We start from the raw sequence: 21,025 nt of genomic DNA on the forward strand, positions 1-21,025 counted from the left end.
ACATCGTTACCTTATTCGCTAATGCTCTGGAGGCATCGACGCATGAAAAAGGCTCTCTCCCTTGCTGCAACTGCTTTACTGTTGTGTTCATCTGCTCAGGCGGCGACCGACACTGTGACGATAAATGTCAGCGGTGCATTAACCCGTCCTCCTTGTACGCTTACCAGCGCGAGAACGTTGACCGCAGACTTCGGCAGTATCGAGTACGACAAAGTCGCCGCCGCAGATGCCATCGATCTGCCTCTCGCCCTTACCTGTCCGCCCAATTCGTCCTTCACTATTGCGGTCACGGCGGCGAGCGCGCTGACCGATACTATTGCATCGGCAGGCCTAGCCAATCTCGGCTACCAGTTGACCTGGAAGGACAACAAAACTCCGATTAACGTCCGGGGCGCTATCAGGAGAATGAGCAATGTTCAGGGTGCTGTTGACCTTGGCATTTCAGCCAAACTGATTGCGCGTGGCGCCCTCACCGAGGGTGATTTTTCAGCCTCGGCAGTGGTGAACATTGTCTATCTTTAACATTATGAGGTCCGCCTTGAAGCTGATAACCACGGGATGTTTGCTCCTGCTTCTTGCTCACTCCAGCCACTGCTATGCCGGTGACTCAAGTGCACTAAACATCGTGGGAAACCTGATCCGGCCGGCGTGCAGCACCCTGTTTCCTCTCAACCAGACCGTGGCGCTGCCATCTGTCAGCTTGAAAACGCTTGTGGCCGGTCCTTCCGAATGGTCTGAGGTTCCTTTAGGCTTTCGCTGTGCAGAACAAACCCAGGTCAAGCTGCGATTCGTTCCTGCAGATTTAGCGTATGACAGCATGACGTTGCGAACCAGCCTCGACGGCTTGGGCCTGCAACTACGGTTGATGGATGCGAACCAAGCAGCGACGCCGCTTGCTTTGCGGCTCAATGAAACTGTTGCCTTCAGCGTGTCAGCATCAGGCATCAGTCTGAGCCTCGGCGCACGGCCTGTGATGATAGGGAGTCAACCTCCAATGGTAGGCAGCTATCAGTCTCATTTGCTGATGGTCATCAGTTATCTGTAATCATTGCCACTGAACCGCTGTTCTGTTGGGGCCGGTTCTAGACCAGCCCACGTCAATCACCTACGCCAAAGTTCTTTGTCTAGGCCCTTGTACCCTTTTTCCAATCTCCCTGCACCGGGCTGCCCCGCAAGACTCGCCACTGGTCAATAGCTTCATCTCATGAAAACTGCCGAGTTTCGATGCAGTAAGTCATCAATGCTTGATCGCTGTCGACATCCAGCTTGCGCATGGCTGAAATCTTCTGCGCGCTCACTGTCTTGTTGCTGCGACACAACTGCCGGGCGATGTCGCTGACGGTCAAACCGGTGACGAACAGGCGCAGCACCTCCAGCTCACGTGGCGACAGGCTCTGGAAGCGGTCCTCGACCTGGCCAGGGCTGCCCATTACCGAGCGAGCCTCTGGTGCCGGGCTCTTGTAGCGGCGTTGCGAGCTCAGTGCCGTCAACGCCTTCTCGATCTCTTGATGCAGGTGGTTTTTCTGGATCACACCGGCCACGCCCAGCTCCTGCAGGCGTGACAGGATCAGGCTGTTGGAGATCATCGTCAGCACCAGGATCTGCGTCTGCGGGAAGTTGCGCAGCACGTACTCGATCAATTTCAGGCCATCGCCATAGGTGGCATCGCCGGGCATGTTGAAATCGGTGATGAGCAGTTGCGGGCTGTGCTTGCGCAACTGTTCGATCAGTTCACTGGAACTGACCGCCTCACCTACCACCGTGTAACGCCCGTCGCGCTGGACGATTTCGCGCACGCCCAGCAAAACGATGGGATGGTCGTCGGCAATGACGACATTCAATTGAGGCATGTATGAACTCTCTCGGGGTAGATGATGGGCATCGTTGGGTTCACTCGCTCAAACACTTCGACACGGCCATCAGACGGGCACACAGGGCCCGAATCTGTTGGACCAGTAATGGCGTGAGCGGGCCGTTGTGCAGTGCTTCCTCCAACTGCTGGCTGAGTTGATAGAGCGTCTGTGCATGGACACTGGCGAGCGCCCCGCTGAGGCTGTGCAGGCGCTGGCGGACAAGGCTGGCATCCATCGCAACGAGTCCTTGTTCGATGTGCGCAATGTCGGCGATCAGGGTCTTCGCCATCAATTCGCGCATAGCGGCAGACAGCTCGATCCAACCTTCCTGATCCTCTTTTGGCGCTGGAGATGGCGGTGGTGGCATCAGGCCGTTGGCCTTTCGGCAGTGCGACATCAGTGCCTGGCGCAGCATGCCCAGGCTCAACGGCTTGACCACCCAGGCGCTCATGCCCATGGCCATGCAGCGCTGACCTTCTTCACGCATCGCGTTGGCGGTGACGCCGATGATCGGCACGGTTACACCCTGTTCGCGCAGCGCTTGGGCCAGTTCATAGCCGTTGAGCCGCGGCATGTTTATGTCGGTAATGACCAGGTCGAAACGCTGGGTGTGCCAAAGCTTGAGGGCGTGCTGACCGTCGCGGGCTACGGTGGGATGTGCGCCCAACGCCTCGAGCTGTTCGCGCAGCACCGCCTGACTGACCGGGTTGTCCTCGGCGACCAGCACTTGCACGTTCAGGCAGGGCGCATCCAGGCATGACGGCACCATCGAGGTGGGCGCTGCCGGTGGTGGCGTATCCACCACCGGCAGGGTAATGAGCAATGAAAAGCTGCTGCCAAGGCCGGGCTCGCTGACTACGCGCATGGTGCCGCCCATCAGCTCGCTCAACTTTTTGCAGATCGACAGACCCAACCCTGCGCCATTGCCATCCTGGCCAGCCGCCACCTGGAAAAACGGCTTGAACAACTGGTCCATGGCTTTTTCCGGGATGCCGACGCCGGTGTCGGTGACTTGCCATTGCAGCGAGACGCTGTCGGCGCTGCGATCTTGCACTGTCAGGCGCAGACGCACGCGCCCTGAGTCGGTGAACTTGATGGCGTTGCCCAGCAGGTTGTGCAGTATCTGCCGCAGTCTCCCGGCATCGCCGATGATCTGTTTGGGCACTTGCGGATCGACTTCAGCCTCGATGTCCAGGCCTTTGTTGGACGCGGTTGCACTGAAGCCCACCACGGCGTCCTCCACCAACTGGGCGGGATCCAGAGGCGCCTCTTCCAATGGCATCTGCCCCGATTCGATCTTGGACACGTCCAGTACGTTGCTGATCAGTTGGAACAGTACCGTGGAAGAGCCCTGAATGACTTCCAGGTAGTGCCGCTGACGCTCGGTCATGTCGGTGAGCGATAGCAGCTCCAGATTGCCCAGCACGCCATACAGCGGGGTGCGGATTTCGTGGCTCATGGTCGCCAGGAACACAGTCTTGGCTTCGTTGGCGGCGGTGGCGCGGCGGTGCGCCTGATTCAGCATCAGGGTTTCGTCCACGTGTCGGGTGATGTCGTTACAGCCGCACAGGAACACGTCCTGGCCCTCGTAGCGGGCTGCCACGACCACCACCTGCACATAACGACCGCCAACCATCAGGCAGATTTCCCCAGGAGCCTGCTCGCCGTCATGGCTTTCGAGCAGTTGGATCACCGCCGGTGTCGCACCCAGTTGTACGGCGCGTTGATTATCCAGCAGCAGTTTCCGATCACTACGGCGCAGCACGCACAGCCCGACTGGCGCGTTATGCAGCATGAGCCGATTGAACGCCTCATTTTCGAACAGACGCTCCTGAGCACGTTGCGCAGGTATGACAATCCGCGACTTGTACCAGTGGTTTATCCATATCCCGATCAGGATCGCGACGAAGAAGGTCAGCATCAAACCGACAAGTGGCCACTTGGCGTAGCGCAGGAAGTCCTGATAGCTGATCGCATACAGGCCGGTCCAGCGCTCGCCGTTGGGCGAGATTAGCTTGAAGCGCAGTCCTTGCCTACTGAAGCTCAGGCCCAGGGGCGCCGTATCGTCGGCACTCAGCGCGCCCATTACCACCTCGCCGTCGGGCGAGATCAGAGTGAATTGGTTGTAAACAGAGAGCTGCAGCACGCGCTCGAATTCGTCGACCTGGGCTGTATCCACAGCTGCGGCCAGGACCAGCAGACCCTGCTGCTTGCCTGCCGGAAGCAGGGCACTGGCTGCGTCCAGGCCAATCATCGCGACCATGCTGCGGCGGTCCTGATACAGCTGCGCAGGTGCGCGCACCCAGTGAACCCGCTGATCGTTGACAAGCGAAGCGGCCGGTTTCAGTTGCTGCAAGCGGCTGACCACCGTGGCGTAGTGTTCCAGCGGCAGTGGCAAGTGCTGACGTGGCGCATCTGCGGCAGGTATGGCCAGGCTGGCGTCGCCGCCAGGGGCAAGGATGAACAGTTGCGGCGAAGCATAGAACGAGCTGGCCCAGAAGCTGCCGTAGTAATCGGTCATCCGCACGCCCATGGCCAGCGCTCTGCTCTCGTCTTCTTTGCTGAAGCCGGCGCCATGGGCCAGTGAGAACGGCAGCGAAAGTTCGATGCCTCTCGCCTGGAGCAGCACCTGATCACCGAGCGGCTCGGTCTGGGTCACCAACACCGACTGCTCCGAGCGCAACGGGGGTGAATGGTTGTGCCGGTAGCTCGTCGCGACATTGCGCAAAAAGGATTCATGCTCATGGATGATTTCCACAACGCGGGCGAAGTGGAATTCGACACGCTGTTGCTCGGCTTCAAGCAGCCGTGAAACCGCCCAGTAGCAGGTGCTGGTCAGTACCATCAGCAGGCCAGCCATCAGCAACAGGGCTTTGTTCAGGCGCTGGGAACTCAGCGCTAGCGCATCGAGGCGCAGACTCGCATGTTTCATGGATTGTGCTCGGCCAAATTGAGGTAAGAGGACTGATGCAAGACTTAGGCAACAGCGTCGAACGCCCTTAACAGGGCCGCACTTCCATGAGCTGAAACGTTTGACCAGATCATTCTACTAAAGTGCTGGCCGTGGGCCATCCTTCCTCAGTAAAGTCGCTAAATCATCCCTGGCAACCGCTGGGGAAAGGATAAAACCCTGAACGTGGTCGCATCGAACGCGGCGCAGCACCGCCAGTTCAGCTTGGGTTTCGGCCCCTTCGGCTACGGTGGTCAGGCCAAGCTTGCGGCCTAGCTCCGTGATGCTCAGCAATGCCGATGCCAGGCCGTCGTTTTCGCCACAACCCGACACCAGTGAACGGTCGATCTTGAGCTCCGTGAACGGTGTCGACACCAGGTTGAAATAGGAGCTGTAGCCTTTGCCGAAGTCATCTTGGGCCAGGCCGAATCCCATCAACCGCAAGCGGCATGCCCCAGCGTAGTAGTTACTGGAGAGCTGGGTGGTCGAGGTTTCGGTCAGCTCGAAAGTGATCTGCCTTGGGTCGGCCTGGTTGACCCGTACCTGGGCCAGCAAACGGTCGACCAAGTCAGTGTCATCGAGCAAATGAGTGGGCAGATTGATCGACACAGGTAACTGATGCCCCATCCTTGCCCATTGCGCCTGGGCGCCGAGCGTTTGCCCGAGCATGCTGGTCAGCAGCTCGATTTCCAGCTGGGTGTTTTCGATGTCGTCCAGAAAGGCGCCAGGCATCAGCAATCCTTCGGCAGGGTGAACCCAGCGCGCCAAGGCCTCTGCACCGACGATGCCGCCGTCATGCAACGACATCTTTGGTTGGAACCACGCCTGGATTTCACCGCTCTCCAGGGCCTTGGCAAGGGTGCTTCGCGAGCGACAACCACGCGGCCTGCTGCTGAAAATCCGGGCTTGCTCAGTAAGGTCATCAAGGCGTTCACGCAAACTGACGACCTCAGCCTCACGCACCGGTTTGGAAATCAGGCCGGCAACCCGCAGTCCGAGATTCTTCGCCACCTGGCCGGAGCCAACCAGCATGCGTCGCGAAGCTGCGGTCATCAACGCAAGGGCAGGGGGGCGATGCAGTTGGGCCAACTGTTGAATCAGTTGCACGCCATCCATCTGCGGCATCATCAGGTCGGTCAGCAGCAGGTCATAACGACCGCGGGAGAGGCGCTGCAGGGCAGTGGCGCCATCCCAGACCAACTCGACCTCAAACCCGCCTGCCACCTGAAACACGGTTGTCAGGTACTGGTGTTGGAAGGGATGGTCCTCGACTATTAGCACGCGATAGACGTTCAAGGCACGCTTCTCTGATAGGGCTGCAAGCACTGGTAGAGGGCATGCAGCGTGAAGGGTTTGACCAGCAGGTGCTCCATGCCCGCGCCCAGGCAGCGCTCTGCCTCGTCGAGCATGGCATTGGCGGTGGCACCGATGATCGGCACACTGCAGCCTTGCGCGCGAAGCTCCCCGGTTAGCTGATAGCCGTTCATGCGGGGCATATTCACGTCGGTCAAGATGATGTCGAAGTCGGCGTCCTGCCATAACGCCAGAGCTTCGAGGCCGTCGCGCGCGAGGACCACGCTGCAGCCCAGTTCTTCGAGCTGGTCACGCAGGATCAGTTGATTGATCACGTTGTCTTCGGCCACCAGCAGGTGCAGATTCAGACGTGTTTCTTGCGCCGCACGCGGCTGCACCGGTGCGTCCTGCACCTCGATGCCCAGCGCCTGGCTGACAGCGCGATTGAGTGCGTGCAAGTTGTTCAGGCCTACTCGCCAGGTGCGCTCGTCGCTCTGCACAATGCCGTGGACGTCCTGCGCAACCACTAGCCGATTGCCGACCCAGTCATCTTTCAAGGCGGTGCTTGCCTGACCGGGACACAGCTCCACCAGCACGGCATCGGCATCGAGTTGGCTGGCGTCCTGGCCGATCAACTGTGCCCGTGCACCCCAGCGGCGGAGCCAGCCTGCGGTATGCTCGGCGAGTTCCTGAACCTGCGAATGTACATAGATGCGTTCGCTCAGCAACGGCCTGGCCCAGGCATGCTGCAGGTTCGCTGTGACTTGCTCGAGCGGCAGCGTGAAGGCAAAGCTGCTGCCCAGCCCAGGCTCGCTGAATACCCGCAGCGAGCCATTCATCAGGTGCACCAGGCGCTTGCAGATGGATAACCCAAGGCCGGTCCCGGCGACGACATTGGCAGTCGGGTTGCTCTGGAAAAATGGCTCGAACAGTTGCCGTTGATCCTGGGTCGGAATGCCCTTGCCGGTGTCGACCACCTGCCACTGCAACATCGCTCGCTCGCCTTCACGCGATACCAGCTGCAGGCGTACCACGATGCGACCGGTCTCGGTGAACTTGACCGCGTTGCTGAGCAGGTTGCCGAGAATCTGACGAATCCGAGTGACGTCCCCCATCACCTGCTCGGGCAAAGAGGGGTCAATGCAGGCGAACAGCTGTAGCGCTTTGCTCTGGGCGGCGCCGGTGTAGCTCTGGATAACGTCCTGGGTCAGCTCCAGGGGAGAGAAGGTGGTGAGTTCCAGGGCCAGTTGGCCGGCTTCGATCTTCGATACATCCAATACATCGCAGATCAATTGCAGCAAAGATGCTGACGAGCCTTCGATCGCAGTCAGGTAGCCGCGTTGCTGGGCGTCCAGTTGCGTACGCGACAGCAGTTCGAGGGTGGCGAGCACGCCGTACAGCGGCGTACGGATTTCGTGGCTCATGGTTGCCAGGAACAGGGTCTTGGCTTCATTGGCAGCGTCGGCCAGAGTGCGCGCCTGCTGCAGGGCGATTTCAGCGGTTTTGCGTTCGGTGATATCGCTGAACGCGCAGATCAGGACATCTTCACGTTGATAGCGGGTGGGTGCGTAGCTCAGATAAAGATGACGGCCATCTGCCATTTGCAACTCATCGCTGCTGCTACGCAGCAGCTCGGCGCCAAATGCCCGCTCGATCCAGCGATGGCACAGTCGCGTGCGCTCGTCGCCTGTTGCCAACCATTGCGCTGACAGCGGGTTTTCCAGTACCACCGCGCCGTCGCTGCGGCGCAGAACGCACAGGGCAACCGGTGCGATGCGAATGACCGCGCTGCAGAACGCTTCACTTTCAATCAACGCGTCGATTCGCGCAGCTGCCGGCCCGATCAACCGCTGGTTGACACGCCTGACCAACCAGAGCATGAACAATGTGGCCAAGAGGCAGATCAGCAGTGCTGCAGTCAGTGGTGCGGCCAAGGCCGGCAGCAGGGACGACAACTGCACGCTGTAGACAATCTGCCAGTTTGAGTAGTCCAGCCGCTTGCGGATGGTCAACCGCTCCGGCAGCCAGTATCCACCTTCCCAGCCGAAGCTGGCTGCGCTTGGCGCGCTCTGCGCGGAGTTCTCTGCCCCAGGCGGTAGCGGGGTGCTGCTCAAGATCAGTTGGCCGTTGCCGTCCAGCAGTTTGAAGTCGCCCGCTTGCTCGTGCTTGAGGGCCTCGGTCAGATTGGGGCCCGCGACCTCTAGTCCCAGCCAGCCCGACGTCACGTTGCGCTCGTCCATGCGGATAAAGATGTACAACGGTGAGTCCAGCCGCCCGAGATCGGTTAGCCAGAGCTCGTCCTGCGGCGCCTGGCTGTCGTTGACCGAGCGCACCCGCTCCAGCACGCGTGCAGGCACCCGGTCATTGTGGTCGGCAGCGGTGAACAAGCGCTGCACTGCTTCTTCGGGGCTCTGCGGAACGTAGATCAGGCTGACCTGGCTGGAACGCAGATAGTCGAGCATGCGGCGGGTCAGCCACAGGCTCCAGATTTCGTGAGCCTGGCCGAGGATGATATGGATTTCTTCTTCCGGCACGTTGTTGGTTTCAGCCGCAGCAAGCGTCGGCTGCCTGACCGTCGACAATCCCAGCCCCTTGAGCAGTGTCTGGCGGCTGACGAAGAAACTTTGAGCATCGAAGACCGCTTCGTTCATGTAACTGCGGCGGGATGATATCTCCTCGTTCAGCGTCACGCGCATGTAGCTGTAAGCGCCGATGTAGACGCCTGCTACCAGGCTGAAGGCCAACAGGCAGAGGAGCCTGCGCGCCGCCTGGGGCGTCGAAAGCGAGGAGTAGGTAGTCTGAATGAGGTGGGCAGGTTTCATCGGCGCCAGCCTAGTTGGCGCCTGTCTTGTTCTGAATAGGACGGATCTCAATCTCCAGTCGGCGGGCGCTGGCCGGATAGCGGGGCGATCTGATCAGAGTATGGTCTGGGTAATCACATAGTGGCCTTGGGTGATTTGCCGGCCTGCGGCGTTCACCAGACTGTACTGCGCAGTGCTTCGGTTCGCTGCCAGGACCTGAATGTGCGCGGTCTGCTCGTTGATTGAAGTTTGCACGCTGAGGCTGTGCGCAACTGCGTCCAGTGGGCAGGAAGCCTTCACGGCCGCCGTAGCATGGGTCGTCAGTGCGCAGCCACTGCCGACAACACTGCCGGAGAAGTGAATGGTGCCGTGCACAGGCGCGTTGACGGCGGCTTGGCATAACGAAGAAAGCGCGGATAGCAAGACCGCTGCAACGTAAAGTCCTTTCATGATTGCGTTCCAATTCGAGGGGGCAATCGGGTTATCGGCAGGTCCCTAATTTTGCTGATGCTGAATCGTTTTTTCCCGACCAGTGGTCACGATCCCGGGGCGGCCTTCTGCGCCGAACGCAGGCAGTATGCCCTCGGCTGTTTCGAGGCCCTTTCCCTGGAGCTCTGAGCAACATGCCTGAGCAGGGCATCTCATCTTTAAGATCCGCCTTATGTCAGGCGTAATCCACCTTGCTCACAATATCCCCCGTCTGGCCCATTCAGGATTGCCGGATCCTCGTCATCATCGAGCTCCCACTACGTCATGTACCAGCCCTGATGCCGCTGCTGTTTAACGGGATGACCTGTTCGGATACTTGAGAGTTACCCATGAACGCTATAGATGACCTTGCTCCACGAATACTTGTCGCAGAAAGCGACCCCTCGGTGCGCGAGACGCTCCGGGAACTGCTGTTGAGCATTCGCGGCGATGCCAATCTGGAAGTTTGTGAGGACGGCGCTCAAGCCCTTGGTGCATTGTCGACCGAGCCGGATGTGATCATTGCAGGGCGAGAGCTGGCGGGTATCAGCGGCCTGGATCTGTTGCGGATCGTGCGAGCCAATAGTGACAGACCACAGCTGCCGTTCATGCTCATGAGCGAGCGTATTGACATCGCCAGCGTGCGCGAAGCGTTGCCGCACAGGCCCACGGCTTACCTGGGTAAACCGCTCAAACTCGGCAGCTTGCGTAAACGCCTGGAGGATCTTCTGCTTGAAGTCGAGCAGCAGATTCGCAGCCCGGCACCGGCATTGCAGCCGGGCGTCAGCCTGTCGGCCTTCCTGACCCAGCGCCGCGCAAGCGCCGATGGCGGCCCGCTGTTTGCCGATGTGAAATTGCCCTTGCTCGATAGGTTGGGTGGCCAGGACGTGGACCTGCACAGGCTTGAGCAGCAGTTGTGCCAGGACCCGCAGCTAACCGCGGTACTGATAGCTGCCGCCAACAGTGCGGCAGCAGACTGTGATGCCTGTGTCCAGACCTTGCCCCAAGCCCTGAACAGACTAGGCAGTGCCCAGAGCCTGAACCTGATCATGGGCCTCGAGCTGAAATCCAGCGCGCGCCTGAGTGATCCACTGCTGGCGCGGCATGCTGAGCACTTTCTGAATCTATCACTGCAGGTTGCCGAGTTTGCACACACTCTGGCGGGCATATTCAAAGTGGACCAGCAGCGTTGTTATTACGCAGGCCTGCTGCATTGCCTGGGCGACCTTGCGGTAATTCGCAGCCTGCAGGAATGGCGCACGCTGGGTGGCGAACTGGACGACGAACGGGTGCACGCATCGCTCAGCGCGTTTGGCGCGCCATTCGGCTCGGCTTTGCGCGCTCGCTTGCGTCTGCCTTTTCAACTGCGCGAGCTGATTGCCGCGATCTATCATCTGAGGGGCGGCGTGTACGTTCGTGACTGCCTGGTGATGAACCTGGCCGCTCAGCTCGCATGCGCGTCACCCACCCAGAGCAACGCGGCGATCGCCAACAGTACTGCTGGGCGCCTGCTCAAGGTGGATCTGCCGACGCTCGATCTGCTACGTGAACCACACGCAGTGGATTTTCAGAAGCATGCAGGCGTAGCGCGCGAAGAAGGCCCTCCCAGTGACCCGGCGGCAGTAGTGGCCGGGGCATGGGCGGACAATCGTGTTCGGCTGGCCAAGAGGGCGTGATCTTGCCATGTACGGTGGCAGGGAGTGCGCGCGACTCCGAAAGCCTTTTTACACACCATCATCAAGCCAGCTTCTGGAGATAATCTCGCTAGGCTAGGGGGACTGTATGTCGTTGGTTGAAAGCTCTGATGTGATGTATCGGTTGTTGGTACAAAGTGTGGTGGATTACGCGATCTATCTGCTCACGCCCGACGGAGTGGTCGCCAACTGGAATCCCGGCGCGCAGCGTGCAAAAGGTTATGAAGCGCGCGAGATAGTCGGGCAGCATTATTCGATTTTCTTCGCCGAGACGGATCGCACCGCCGGCGTACCGGCAGCCAATCTTGAACACGCGCGCATTTTTGGTCGATTCGAGGATAATTGCTGGCGTGTACGCAAAGATGGCAGCCTGCTGCGCGCCCATGTCGTGATCGAAGCGGTGCGGGACGATGATGGGCTATTGGTCGGGTTTGCGAAGATCACCCGCGACATCTCCGAGCGCCATCGCAATGAGTTGGAAGTGCTGCAGGCCAAACAGTTAGCCGAGCAGTACAGCCTGGAAATGACCAACCTCTCGCAGTTTCTCGACTCTGTGATCGCCAACATCCCCGCCTGCGTCATCGTTCAGGACCTCGCCAGCCGCCGCATTCTGCTGGCCAACAAGCATGCCGATCGGCTTTTTGGCGGGCAGGGTGAGCCTTTGGAGGGGCGCTTGCCGCGGGAGTGTGCGTTAGCGGGCGCGGCTGAGTTTCTCGAAGAGCAGTTGGTGCGAGGTGCCTGCACGGTCAAGGGCTACGCTGCCGAGACCCGCATACAGACGGCCATCGGTTCACGCACATTGAGAAGCCGTGCGCTCCTGAGTCAGAACATGGGCAAGCAGGCAGATTACGTCCTGTTCATCGCCGAGGATGCCACCGATGAGCTTGCCGCGCACGCGCAGATACACCACATGGCCCACCATGATGCGCTCACTGGACTGCCCAACCGCACACTGTTCAACGAGCGCCTCAAGAAGGCGCTCGCTCAGGGAGCAGGCCGCGGCAAGTTCACAGCGACACTGTGCCTGGACCTCGATAACTTCAAGAATATCAACGATTCGTTTGGCCATGCCTTCGGGGACAAGCTGCTGCGAGCTCTGGGCAAGCGCCTGCGCGATGAGCTGCGCGAGGCGGACACGCTAGCCCGGCTGGGTGGTGACGAGTTTGCGGTGGTCCTTGCAGAACTGGATTCTCCGGAGCCTGCCCGTGCTACGGCCCAACGTCTGATCGAAGTGATCGAGCCGCCTTTCCATATTGAAGGCCACCAGTTCTCCGTCGGCGTGAGCATTGGTATTGCGTGTGCGCCGCAGGACCATGATAGCGCTGAGCAGTTGCTCGGTTTCGCCGACATGGCCCTTTACGAAGCCAAACGCAATGGTCGTAACCGCCATGAAAGCTTCAACGTCGGACTGTATGACGCCGCGCACAAACGCCGCCTGGTCGAAACCGACCTGCGTACGGCATTGCACCTAGGACAGTTGCAGTTGTACTACCAGCCGATCATGGACCTGCGCAGCAACGTCATCTCTGGCTATGAGGCGCTGATGCGCTGGGAGCACCCGAGCCGCGGCATCATCATGCCAATGGATTTCATTCCTATAGCCGAGGAGACGGGGCTCATCCACGAGCTTGGTGCCCGGGCCTTGAACCTTGCCTGCCAGGAGGCTGTTACCTGGGAGGGACAGCAGAGCGTGTCGGTCAACTTGTCGCCTGTGCAATTCAAGAATGCCGGGCTTGTGCGCACCGTGGCCCTGGCACTGTCAGACTCCGGGCTGGCGCCGCAACGGCTGGAACTGGAAATCACCGAATCGGTACTGCTGGGTAACAACGACGAAAATGCGCGTGTTCTACGCGAGCTGAAAGACCTTGGGGTAGCGATTGCCCTCGACGATTTTGGCACCGGCTATTCATCGCTGGGTTACCTGCGTGCTTTCCCGTTCGATCGGATCAAGATCGACAAGTCGTTTGTTCACGACATGTGTGAAAGTGCCGAGGCGATGTCGATCATCCGGGCCATTACCGAGCTTTCCAGAAGCTTGATGATCAAGATTACTGCCGAGGGGGTAGAATCTGCCGAGCAGATGGAGCGGCTGGTGGCTGAAGGGTGCTCACACGTACAAGGGTACTTCTGTGGGCGGCCGGCACCGGCCAGCGACCGTATGAAGCAGCTGATCAGAGTGGAGAAGGATTGACCAGGGCAATCCTGGCCACGCCGAGCATGGCGAGGTAAAGCGTTGCCACAGCCTCTTCAGTGCACACAGCCCCCTGAGTGAAGTTCTACTGGGGGTTGCGTGTCAGAGCTGTCCACACAAATGTCGGATAAGCCCCCACTACAACCGTAGGCAAAACCCACTCAGCAGCGGCGATACACCACAGCACTCCAATACCCGCTATTACCGGACGCCTGTGGCACCCAGCCTGCTGCCCGCAACCGCTTGCCAATCAACCGATTCATGATCCCGTGCCCAACCAACAACACCGGCCCACCCTCAGCCATCGACTGCAACCGTCGAGCCCCGTCATCCGCCCGCGCCCCGGCTGCCTTGGCCGACTCAACTCCCGCCGAATAGCCGCACAACCACAGCACCCGCAGCACAGCCGCCCAGGTAAACGGCGAAAGCTTCGCCAACCGCCCACGGCCACCCGGCAACTGCGCCTCGCAGAACACCGCATCAACCACAGCAGGCTCGACCCCAAGCGCCTGCGCCGAGCTCAGCGCACGCGGCGCGCTGCTGCAGGCAATTACCTGCGCACCAGCCGCCAACTGCACGCTGGCAGCAGGTGCAGGGTCTTGGGTGATGACTGAGCGATCATAGTCTTCGATCCAACCCCGCATGTCACCGAGGGCAACTCGACTGGTCACAGCCAGTTGCGGCTGGCCATGACGCATAAGAATAATCTGCTGTTCCATGCTGCTCTGCTTCCTTGTTGAATTCGCCACAAAAAAAATCCGACGCCAAGGCATCGGATTTTTCACATCAACCTGAAACCAATCAGACGTTGAAGCGGAAGTGCATCACATCGCCGTCTTTGACGATGTAATCCTTACCTTCCAGGCGCCACTTGCCTGCTTCCTTGGCGCCGCTCTCACCTTTGAACTGAATGAAGTCGTCATAGGCGACTACTTCAGCACGGATGAAGCCTTTCTCGAAGTCGGTGTGGATCACGCCAGCCGCCTGCGGTGCGGTAGCACCGATGCGCACAGTCCAGGCGCGTACTTCCTGCACACCGGCGGTGAAGTAGGTCTGCAGGTTGAGCAGCTCGTAACCGGCGCGAATCACCCGGTTCAGGCCAGGCTCTTCCAGGCCCAGGGCTTCGAGGAACATGTTCTTCTCTTCGCCGTCCTCGAGCTCGGCAATCTCGGCCTCGATCTTGTTGCACACCGGCACCACCACTGCGCCTTCTTCTTCAGCAATCGCGCGCACTACATCCAGGTGCGGGTTGTTGTCGAAGCCGTCTTCAGCAACGTTGGCGATGTACATCACCGGCTTGCTGGTCAGCAGGTGGAAGCCACGGATCACGGCCTTCTCGTCGTCAGCCATGGTCTTCATCAGGCTGCGCGCTGGTTTGCCTTCAGTGAAGTGCGGGATCAGCTTCTCGAGGATGGCCTTCTGCGCGAGGGCCTCCTTGTCACCGCCCTTGGCATTGCGGGTGACTTTCTGCAGTTGCTTCTCGCAGCTGTCGAGGTCGGCGAAGATCAGCTCGAGGTCGATGATCTCGATGTCACGCTTGGGGTCGACGCTGTTGGAGACGTGAATCACGTTCTCGTCTTCGAAACAGCGCACCACGTGGGCGATGGCGTCGGTCTCGCGAATGTTGGCGAGGAACTTGTTGCCCAGGCCTTCACCTTTGGAGGCACCAGCAACCAGGCCGGCGATGTCGACGAACTCCATGGTGGTCGGCAGGATGCGGTTCGGCTTGACGATTTCAGCCAGAGCCGCGAGGCGCGCATCCGGCATCGGCACGATACCGCTGTTCGGCTCGATGGTGCAGAAGGGGAAGTTCTCAGCCGCGATGCCGGACTTGGTCAGCGCGTTGAACAGGGTGGACTTGCCGACGTTGGGCAGGCCGACGATGCCGCAATTGAAACCCATGGAAATTCCCCTCTTGGTGAGATCAGGCCTTCTGGCAGTGCAGCTCGCGCATGGCCTTGGCGAAGTCGCCGGCGAGCACGTCCGGCAGCACGCCGAGGGCAAAGTCGATGCTGGCGTCGAGCTTGTCCTGTTCGGCGCGCGGTGCGCGGCCAAGGACGAAGTTGGAGACCAGCTTGGCGTCACCTGGGTGGCCGATGCCAAGCCGCAGGCGATGGAAATCGTTCTGGTTGCCGAGTTGCGCGATGATGTCGCGCAGCCCGTTGTGCCCACCGTGGCCGCCACCTCGTTTGAGTTTGGCGACGCCCGGAGGCAAGTCGAGTTCGTCGTGAGCCACCAGAATGGCCTCCGGTTTGATCCGGAAGAAATTGGCCAAGGCCGCCACGGACTGGCCGCTGCGGTTCATGTAGGTGGTGGGGATCAACAGACGAACGTCGTTGCCCTGATGGCTGAATTTTGCCGTCAGGCCGAAATATTTGCGGTCAGCAGTGAGTGAAACCCGCTGGGCGCTGGCAATGCGTTCAACGAAAAGAGCCCCTGCGTTATGCCGGGTCTGTTCGTATTCGGGGCCGGGGTTACCCAGGCCGACGATCAACTGGATGGCGGTCACGTAGGGGCTCTTCCTTGGAGTTGGTGGGGCACAGTGCTGGGCACTGTAACCCGGTCAACACCGGCGCGCCGAGTAGATTACTCAGCAGCGCCTTCTTCAGCGTCAGCAACAACGCGCGGAGCGTGAACGTTGGCAACAGCTTTGTCATCACCGTGGGCCAGAGCTACGAACTCTACGCCTTTAGGAGCTTTCAGGTCCGACAGGTGGATGATGGTGCCGATTTCAGCGTTAGCCAGGTCAACTTCGATGAACTCTGGCAGGTCTTTGGCTTCGCAGGAAACTTCGATCTGAGCTTCAACGTGCGAGATCTCGCCGCCTTTCTTGATCGGTGCTTCTTCGTTGATGAAGTGCACTGGAACCTGAGCGGTCAGTTTCTGGCCAGCGACAACACGGATGAAGTCGGCGTGCATGATGAACTGCTTGACCGGGTGACGCTGCAGAGCCTTGACGATGACGTTCTGCTTGGCGCCGTCAACGTTCAGCTCGATCACGTGGCTGAAGGCAGCTTCGTTTTCGAACAGCTTGGCGATTTCCTTCAGAACGAAGGTCACGGACTCAGCTTCTTTGTTGCCACCGTAGATGACGGCAGGGATGCTCTGCGTGTGACGCAGGCGGCGGCTCGCACCTTTCCCCAGGTCAGTACGCTTGATTGCGTTCAGGGTAAAATCAGTCATTTTGTTTCTCCAAAATAGCCAGCACCCGCAGGCGTTTGCGACCAGCGCCAAACGGGGTGGGCAAAAAAGCCCCGCCCCGACATAAGGGTCGGGGCGGGGCGCTTTTCGTCAACGGGGTTCCGCTTAGCGGAACATCGCGCTGATCGATTCTTCGTTGCTGATGCGGCGAACCGCTTCAGCGACAACCGGTGCAATATCCAACTGGCGGATACGGTCACAGGCTTGAGCAGCGGCCGACAGCGGGATGGTGTTGGTCACCACCAGCTCGTCGAGTACCGACTTCTCGATGTTCTCGATCGCTCGGCCCGACAGAACCGGGTGCGTGCAATAGGCGTAAACCTTGGCAGCGCCGTGTTCTTTCAGAGCCTTGGCCGCGTGGCACAGTGTGCCGGCGGTGTCGACCATGTCGTCTACCAGGATGCAAGTGCGCCCTTCGACGTCGCCGATGATGTGCATCACTTCGGAGTGATTAGCCTTTTCACGGCGTTTGTCGATGATACCCAGATCGACACCCAGCGACTTGGCAACAGCCCGTGCACGCACGACGCCACCGATGTCTGGGGAGACGATCATCAGGTTCTCGAAACGCTGGTCTTCGATATCGTCGACCAATACGGGCGAGCCGTAGATGTTGTCGACCGGGATATCGAAGAAACCCTGGATCTGGTCAGCGTGCAGGTCGACAGTGAGAACACGGTCGATACCCACGACAGTGAGCATGTCAGCGACAACTTTGGCGCTGATGGCTACACGTGCCGAACGCGGACGGCGGTCCTGGCGGGCGTATCCGAAGTAAGGAATCACGGCGGTGATTCGGGAGGCTGAGGAGCGGCGGAAGGCGTCGGCCATCACTACCAGTTCCATCAGATTATCGTTGGTCGGAGCGCAAGTCGGCTGAATGATGAAGACGTCTTTACCGCGGACGTTTTCATTGATCTCAGTGCTGATCTCACCGTCGGAGAACTTACCGACAGAAACATCACCAAGTGGGATATGCAGCTGACGTACGACACGTCGAGCCAGATCGGGGTTAGCGTTCCCCGTAAAGACCATCATCTTGGACACGCGCAGTACCTGAAGGCTGAGGGTATACCTGGATGAGTATAGGAAAATGGCAGGGGCGGCTGGATTCGAACCAACGCATGGCAGGATCAAAACCTGCTGCCTTACCGCTTGGCGACGCCCCTGTATCTGTTGCTGCGAGTACTGTGTACTCGACTTCTAGAGCAGACTCTGTAGCTTGCGATGCAACATCGAAACGTTGCTTCCTTTTGCCACAAACCCTGTTTGAGTCTCTGAAAGAAGGGCCAGAACTTTATCAGCTTCGGCTTTGCTTGGGAAGGCCCCAAACACGCAACTTCCAGTACCGGTTAATCGAGCTTCAGTATATTTACCAAGAAGATTCAACGCATTGCGAACTTCCGGGTAACTTTGCTCTACCACCGGTTGGCAGTCATTTCGACTGTTTCCCTCGGGAACGGGGCGCATCTTAAGGGGGAGGGAATCACGTGTCAACTGCGGATGTGAAAAAATTTCCGCTGTGCTGACAGACACTTGCGGCACCAGCACGACATACCACGGCTCGGCCGGATCGACCGGGGTGAGCTGCTCGCCAACACCTTGGGCGAAGGCCGCATGGCCGCGCACGAACACCGGTACATCGGCGCCCAGGCTCAGTCCCAGCGCAGCCAGGCGATCAAGGTCCCAGCCCAGTTGCCACAGATGGTTGAGGCCGAGCAAGGTGGTCGCGGCGTCGGAGCTGCCGCCGCCAATGCCGCCGCCCATGGGCAGAAGCTTCTCCAGCCAGATATCCACACCTTGAGTGCAGCCTGACTGCTGCTGCAATTGGCGCGCAGCGCGCACGATCAGGTTGCTGTCGTGGTCGACTCCGGGGACGTCCGTCTGCAGGCGCACCTGATCGTCGTCGCGCAGGGCAAAGTGCAACTGGTCAGCGTGGTCAAGAAACTGAAACACGGTTTCCAGCTCATGGTAACCGTCATCGCGGCGGCCAATGATATGCAGCCACAGGTTCAGCTTGGCCGGTGCCGGCAGGCTCAGCGTGGTCATCGATCAATGCCCCAGTTGCCGCGGTTGCCAGTCTTTGACCACCAGGGTGACGTCGATGTCCTTGCCATGCAGCTTGATTCGCTCTGGCAGCCAGTAGCCATTCTGCTCGGTGTAGCTCAGGTACTGCACCTGCCAGCCATCCTGGTTCAGGCTGGCCAGGCGGCTGTCCTGGTCGAGGGTCAGTTGGCTCTTGCTGTCGGGGGCGGGCAGGCCGCGCACCCACCAGACCAGATGCGACACCGGCAATTCCCAGCCAAGCTGTTCGGCGAGCAGAGCCTCTGGGCTCGGCGCTTCATAGCGGCCCTGGTTGGCTACCTCCAGCACCACGCCGCCGGGACGACCGGTCAGACGCGCGGCACCGCGGCCGAGCGGGCCAGCCAGGCGGATGTCGTAGTAATCCTGGCGCTGCAGCCAGAACAAGGTGCCGCTACCGGAGTCCTTGGGCGCGCGGATGCCGACCTTGCCGTTGATCTGCCAGCCGTCGAGGCTGCTCAGCTGTTGTTTGTGTTGACGCCACAGTTGTGGGTCGCCCTGGCCCTGCACGGCTTCACGACTACCAAAGCTGCTGCAGCCAGCGAGCACGGCGATCAGGGTAAAGGTAAGGCAATGACGCAAAAACATGGCTTAGAGAGTCTCTGATCCGGTCAGGCGCAAGACGGTCTTGCGCAGGACACTACTGTCGGGTTGGGTTTCGAAGGCTTTGGCCCAGACCTGGCGCGCTTCGCGGCGCTTGCCATTGGCCCAGAGCACTTCGCCCAGGTGGGCTGCCACTTCGTGATCGGGGAAGCGCACCAACGCCTGGCGCAGGTAGCGCTCGGCTTCATCCAGATTGCCCAGGCGATAGTTCACCCAGCCAAGGCTGTCGAGCACGGCAGGGTCGTCCGGGGTCAGTTGGTGGGCTTTTTCGATCAGGGCTTTGGCTTCGGCATAGCGCGTGGTGCGGTCGGCCAGGGTGTAGCCGAGGGCATTCAGGGCCATGGCGTTTTCCGGCTCGCGGGTGATGATGGCGCGCAGGTCCTTTTCCATCTGGCCGAGGTCGTCACGCTTTTCGGCGAGCATGGCGCGGGTATAAAGCAGGTTGATGTCGTCCGGGTAGCGCTTGATAGCTTGCTGCAGGACCTTGTCGGCCTGCGCCGGCTTGTCGTTGTTGCCGTAGCTTTCGGCCTCGATCAGGTACAGCTGGATGGCGTAGTCGGGCTGTGCTTCGCGGGCTTCGGCGAGCAGGCGCGAGGCCTCGCGGCCGCGGCCGTTGGCGATGAGGATGTCGGCCTGGCGCAGTTGCGCCGGCAAGTAGTCAGCGCCTGGGCCCACCAGTGCGTATTCGCGCAGTGCCGCTTGCGGGTCGTTGCGCTGCTCGCGGATCCGGCCCAGGTTGAGGTGCGCGGCATCGACGTTGCTGTCGCGTTCGACCAGCTCTTGCAGATAGCCTTCGGCCTCGTCCCAGTCCTTGTTTTCCAGGCATACCAGCGCCAGGGAATAGCGCAGTTCGTCATCCTCCGGGTACTGCTGGAGCATGCTTTCGAACTCGGCCTTGGCGTCGCCGATGCGGTCCTGTTCGACCAAGGTGCGCGCATAGGTCAGGCGCAGGCGCTTGTCTTCCGGGTTGTCGCGGATTGCTCGGCGCAGCAGTGGCAATGCTTCAGGGCCGCGGTCGAGGGCTTGCAGCAGGCGTGCACGGAGCAGGATCGGAGCGATTTCGCCATTTTGCGGTGGGTGCTGCTCCAGCAGAGCCAGCGCTTGCTCCGGTTTGTCGTCCTGATTGAGCAGCAGCGCCTTGCCGAAGATCAGCTGGCCGTTCTCGGGGTACTTCACCAACAGGCGCTCGAAGCTCTGCATCAAGCCATCCCGGGTGCTTTGATCGGTCTCGGCTGCAGACAGCGCGAGGAAGTCGAAATGGGTATCGCCCTGACCTTGCAGGACCTTTTCCATGAATACCATCGACTCGTCGTAGCGCCCGCCACGCGCCAGCTGGATCGCGGCGGCGCGTTGGGCGTCGAGGTTGTCCGGGTCGTTGCGGGCCCAGATCAGCGCGGTATCCAGCGCCGGTTCGTCGGCACCAAGGTACTCGGCAATGCGGAAGGCCCGCTCGGAGACGCCTGGGTCCTGGGTTTTCTCGGCCTGGTCCACGTAGTTGGCCAGGGCGATATCGAAACGGTTGCGCTGGCCGGCCAACTCGGCGACGAGCAGGCTGTAGAGGGTTTCCGGCTTGAACGATCCGTACACCACGGGCTTTTCCTGCGCAGCCTTGGCGGCCTCTGCAGCAGGCGGCTCGGCGGCGTTCTGCGGGGCCAGGCTTTGGCAGCCCTGCAGCAGGGCGAAGGTGAGCAGCAGTGCGTGGGATCTATTCATAGATAAGGTATAAAAGTGCTATCCGGCGGTCGCAGCATGATGACACAAGCGCAGTGGCAAACCCACCTGCGAAGCCATACCGCGTGATTAAGAATCAGGCGCGTGTAGTGGCCATCATGGCCACGATCTATTACGACAATAGTGAACGGTGGTTGTTCTGGAACCTGCGAAGTAGG

The 21,025-nt window shown here is 60.1% G+C and carries 17 protein-coding genes and 1 tRNA gene; 4 read left to right on the forward strand and 14 right to left on the reverse strand.

The features are described 5' to 3' along the window. Positions 1-42: 42 nt before the first annotated feature. Positions 43-522, forward strand: coding sequence for a fimbrial protein (locus tag IDM28_RS03055; RefSeq protein WP_188035349.1), 480 nt, complete (start codon positions 43-45; stop codon positions 520-522). A gap of 16 nt (positions 523-538) precedes the next feature. After that, on the forward strand, positions 539-1,045 hold the full coding sequence (locus tag IDM28_RS03060) for a fimbrial protein (protein WP_188035350.1): 507 nt from the start codon (positions 539-541) through the stop codon (positions 1,043-1,045). 157 nt (positions 1,046-1,202) lie between these two features. On the opposite strand, the gene IDM28_RS03065 is transcribed toward IDM28_RS03060, so the two are convergent. The 5 genes from IDM28_RS03065 to IDM28_RS03085 all read right to left on the reverse strand — a co-directional run bounded on the left by IDM28_RS03065 (position 1,203) and on the right by IDM28_RS03085 (position 9,347). Continuing rightward, positions 1,203-1,850 (reverse strand): response regulator, encoded by a 648-nt coding sequence (locus IDM28_RS03065; protein WP_188035351.1) that lies wholly within the window; start codon positions 1,848-1,850, stop codon positions 1,203-1,205. Between the two features lie 40 nt (positions 1,851-1,890). After that, the gene (locus IDM28_RS03070; protein ID WP_188035352.1) at positions 1,891-4,785 is read right to left on the reverse strand and encodes an ATP-binding protein; all 2,895 of its coding nucleotides are present in this window, start codon (positions 4,783-4,785) and stop codon (positions 1,891-1,893) included. 117 nt (positions 4,786-4,902) lie between these two features. Further along, the gene (locus IDM28_RS03075) at positions 4,903-6,099 is read right to left on the reverse strand and encodes an EAL domain-containing protein (RefSeq protein WP_150572742.1); all 1,197 of its coding nucleotides are present in this window, start codon (positions 6,097-6,099) and stop codon (positions 4,903-4,905) included. Beyond that, entirely contained in the window at positions 6,096-8,918 is a 2,823-nt protein-coding gene (locus tag IDM28_RS03080; protein ID WP_188035353.1) for an ATP-binding protein, read from the reverse strand. The genes IDM28_RS03075 and IDM28_RS03080 overlap by 4 nt, the downstream gene beginning before the upstream one ends. A gap of 93 nt (positions 8,919-9,011) precedes the next feature. Beyond that, a complete protein-coding gene (locus tag IDM28_RS03085) occupies positions 9,012-9,347 on the reverse strand; it encodes a hypothetical protein (protein WP_188035354.1) in 336 nt (111 codons plus the stop codon). Positions 9,348-9,715: 368 nt separating this feature from the next. Between IDM28_RS03085 and IDM28_RS03090 the strand changes: the two genes are divergently transcribed. Further along, positions 9,716-11,041 (forward strand): HDOD domain-containing protein, encoded by a 1,326-nt coding sequence (locus IDM28_RS03090; RefSeq protein ID WP_150572745.1) that lies wholly within the window; start codon positions 9,716-9,718, stop codon positions 11,039-11,041. A gap of 106 nt (positions 11,042-11,147) precedes the next feature. Further along, positions 11,148-13,250 (forward strand): putative bifunctional diguanylate cyclase/phosphodiesterase, encoded by a 2,103-nt coding sequence (locus IDM28_RS03095; protein ID WP_150572746.1) that lies wholly within the window; start codon positions 11,148-11,150, stop codon positions 13,248-13,250. 161 nt (positions 13,251-13,411) lie between these two features. Here the strand turns inward: IDM28_RS03095 and IDM28_RS03100 are convergent, their stop codons facing one another. The 9 genes from IDM28_RS03100 to IDM28_RS03140 all read right to left on the reverse strand — a co-directional run bounded on the left by IDM28_RS03100 (position 13,412) and on the right by IDM28_RS03140 (position 20,849). Then, the gene (locus tag IDM28_RS03100; RefSeq protein WP_150572747.1) at positions 13,412-13,969 is read right to left on the reverse strand and encodes a histidine phosphatase family protein; all 558 of its coding nucleotides are present in this window, start codon (positions 13,967-13,969) and stop codon (positions 13,412-13,414) included. An 82-nt stretch (positions 13,970-14,051) separates the two neighbouring features. Beyond that, entirely contained in the window at positions 14,052-15,152 is a 1,101-nt protein-coding gene (gene ychF, locus IDM28_RS03105) for a redox-regulated ATPase YchF (RefSeq protein ID WP_188035355.1), read from the reverse strand. 22 nt (positions 15,153-15,174) lie between these two features. Next, complete coding sequence (gene pth / locus IDM28_RS03110) at positions 15,175-15,759, reverse strand: aminoacyl-tRNA hydrolase (RefSeq protein WP_101316482.1); 585 nt, start codon at positions 15,757-15,759, stop codon at positions 15,175-15,177. A gap of 77 nt (positions 15,760-15,836) precedes the next feature. Next, positions 15,837-16,433, reverse strand: a complete 597-nt coding sequence (locus tag IDM28_RS03115) for a 50S ribosomal protein L25/general stress protein Ctc (RefSeq protein WP_150570046.1) — start codon at positions 16,431-16,433, stop codon at positions 15,837-15,839. A gap of 123 nt (positions 16,434-16,556) precedes the next feature. Continuing rightward, complete coding sequence (locus IDM28_RS03120) at positions 16,557-17,498, reverse strand: ribose-phosphate pyrophosphokinase (protein ID WP_099773531.1); 942 nt, start codon at positions 17,496-17,498, stop codon at positions 16,557-16,559. Between the two features lie 47 nt (positions 17,499-17,545). Then, a tRNA-Gln gene (locus IDM28_RS03125) sits at positions 17,546-17,620 on the reverse strand. 34 nt (positions 17,621-17,654) lie between these two features. Beyond that, the gene (gene ispE / locus IDM28_RS03130; protein ID WP_188035356.1) at positions 17,655-18,500 is read right to left on the reverse strand and encodes a 4-(cytidine 5'-diphospho)-2-C-methyl-D-erythritol kinase; all 846 of its coding nucleotides are present in this window, start codon (positions 18,498-18,500) and stop codon (positions 17,655-17,657) included. 3 nt (positions 18,501-18,503) lie between these two features. After that, entirely contained in the window at positions 18,504-19,121 is a 618-nt protein-coding gene (gene lolB / locus IDM28_RS03135) for a lipoprotein insertase outer membrane protein LolB (protein ID WP_103436032.1), read from the reverse strand. A 3-nt stretch (positions 19,122-19,124) separates the two neighbouring features. Then, on the reverse strand, positions 19,125-20,849 hold the full coding sequence (locus tag IDM28_RS03140) for a tetratricopeptide repeat protein (RefSeq protein ID WP_188035357.1): 1,725 nt from the start codon (positions 20,847-20,849) through the stop codon (positions 19,125-19,127). Positions 20,850-21,025: the final 176 nt, after the last annotated feature.

The sequence above is a fragment of the Pseudomonas sp. EZ-C24 genome, from assembly GCF_014525325.1.
Lineage (GTDB): Bacteria > Pseudomonadota > Gammaproteobacteria > Pseudomonadales > Pseudomonadaceae > Aquipseudomonas > Aquipseudomonas shirazensis.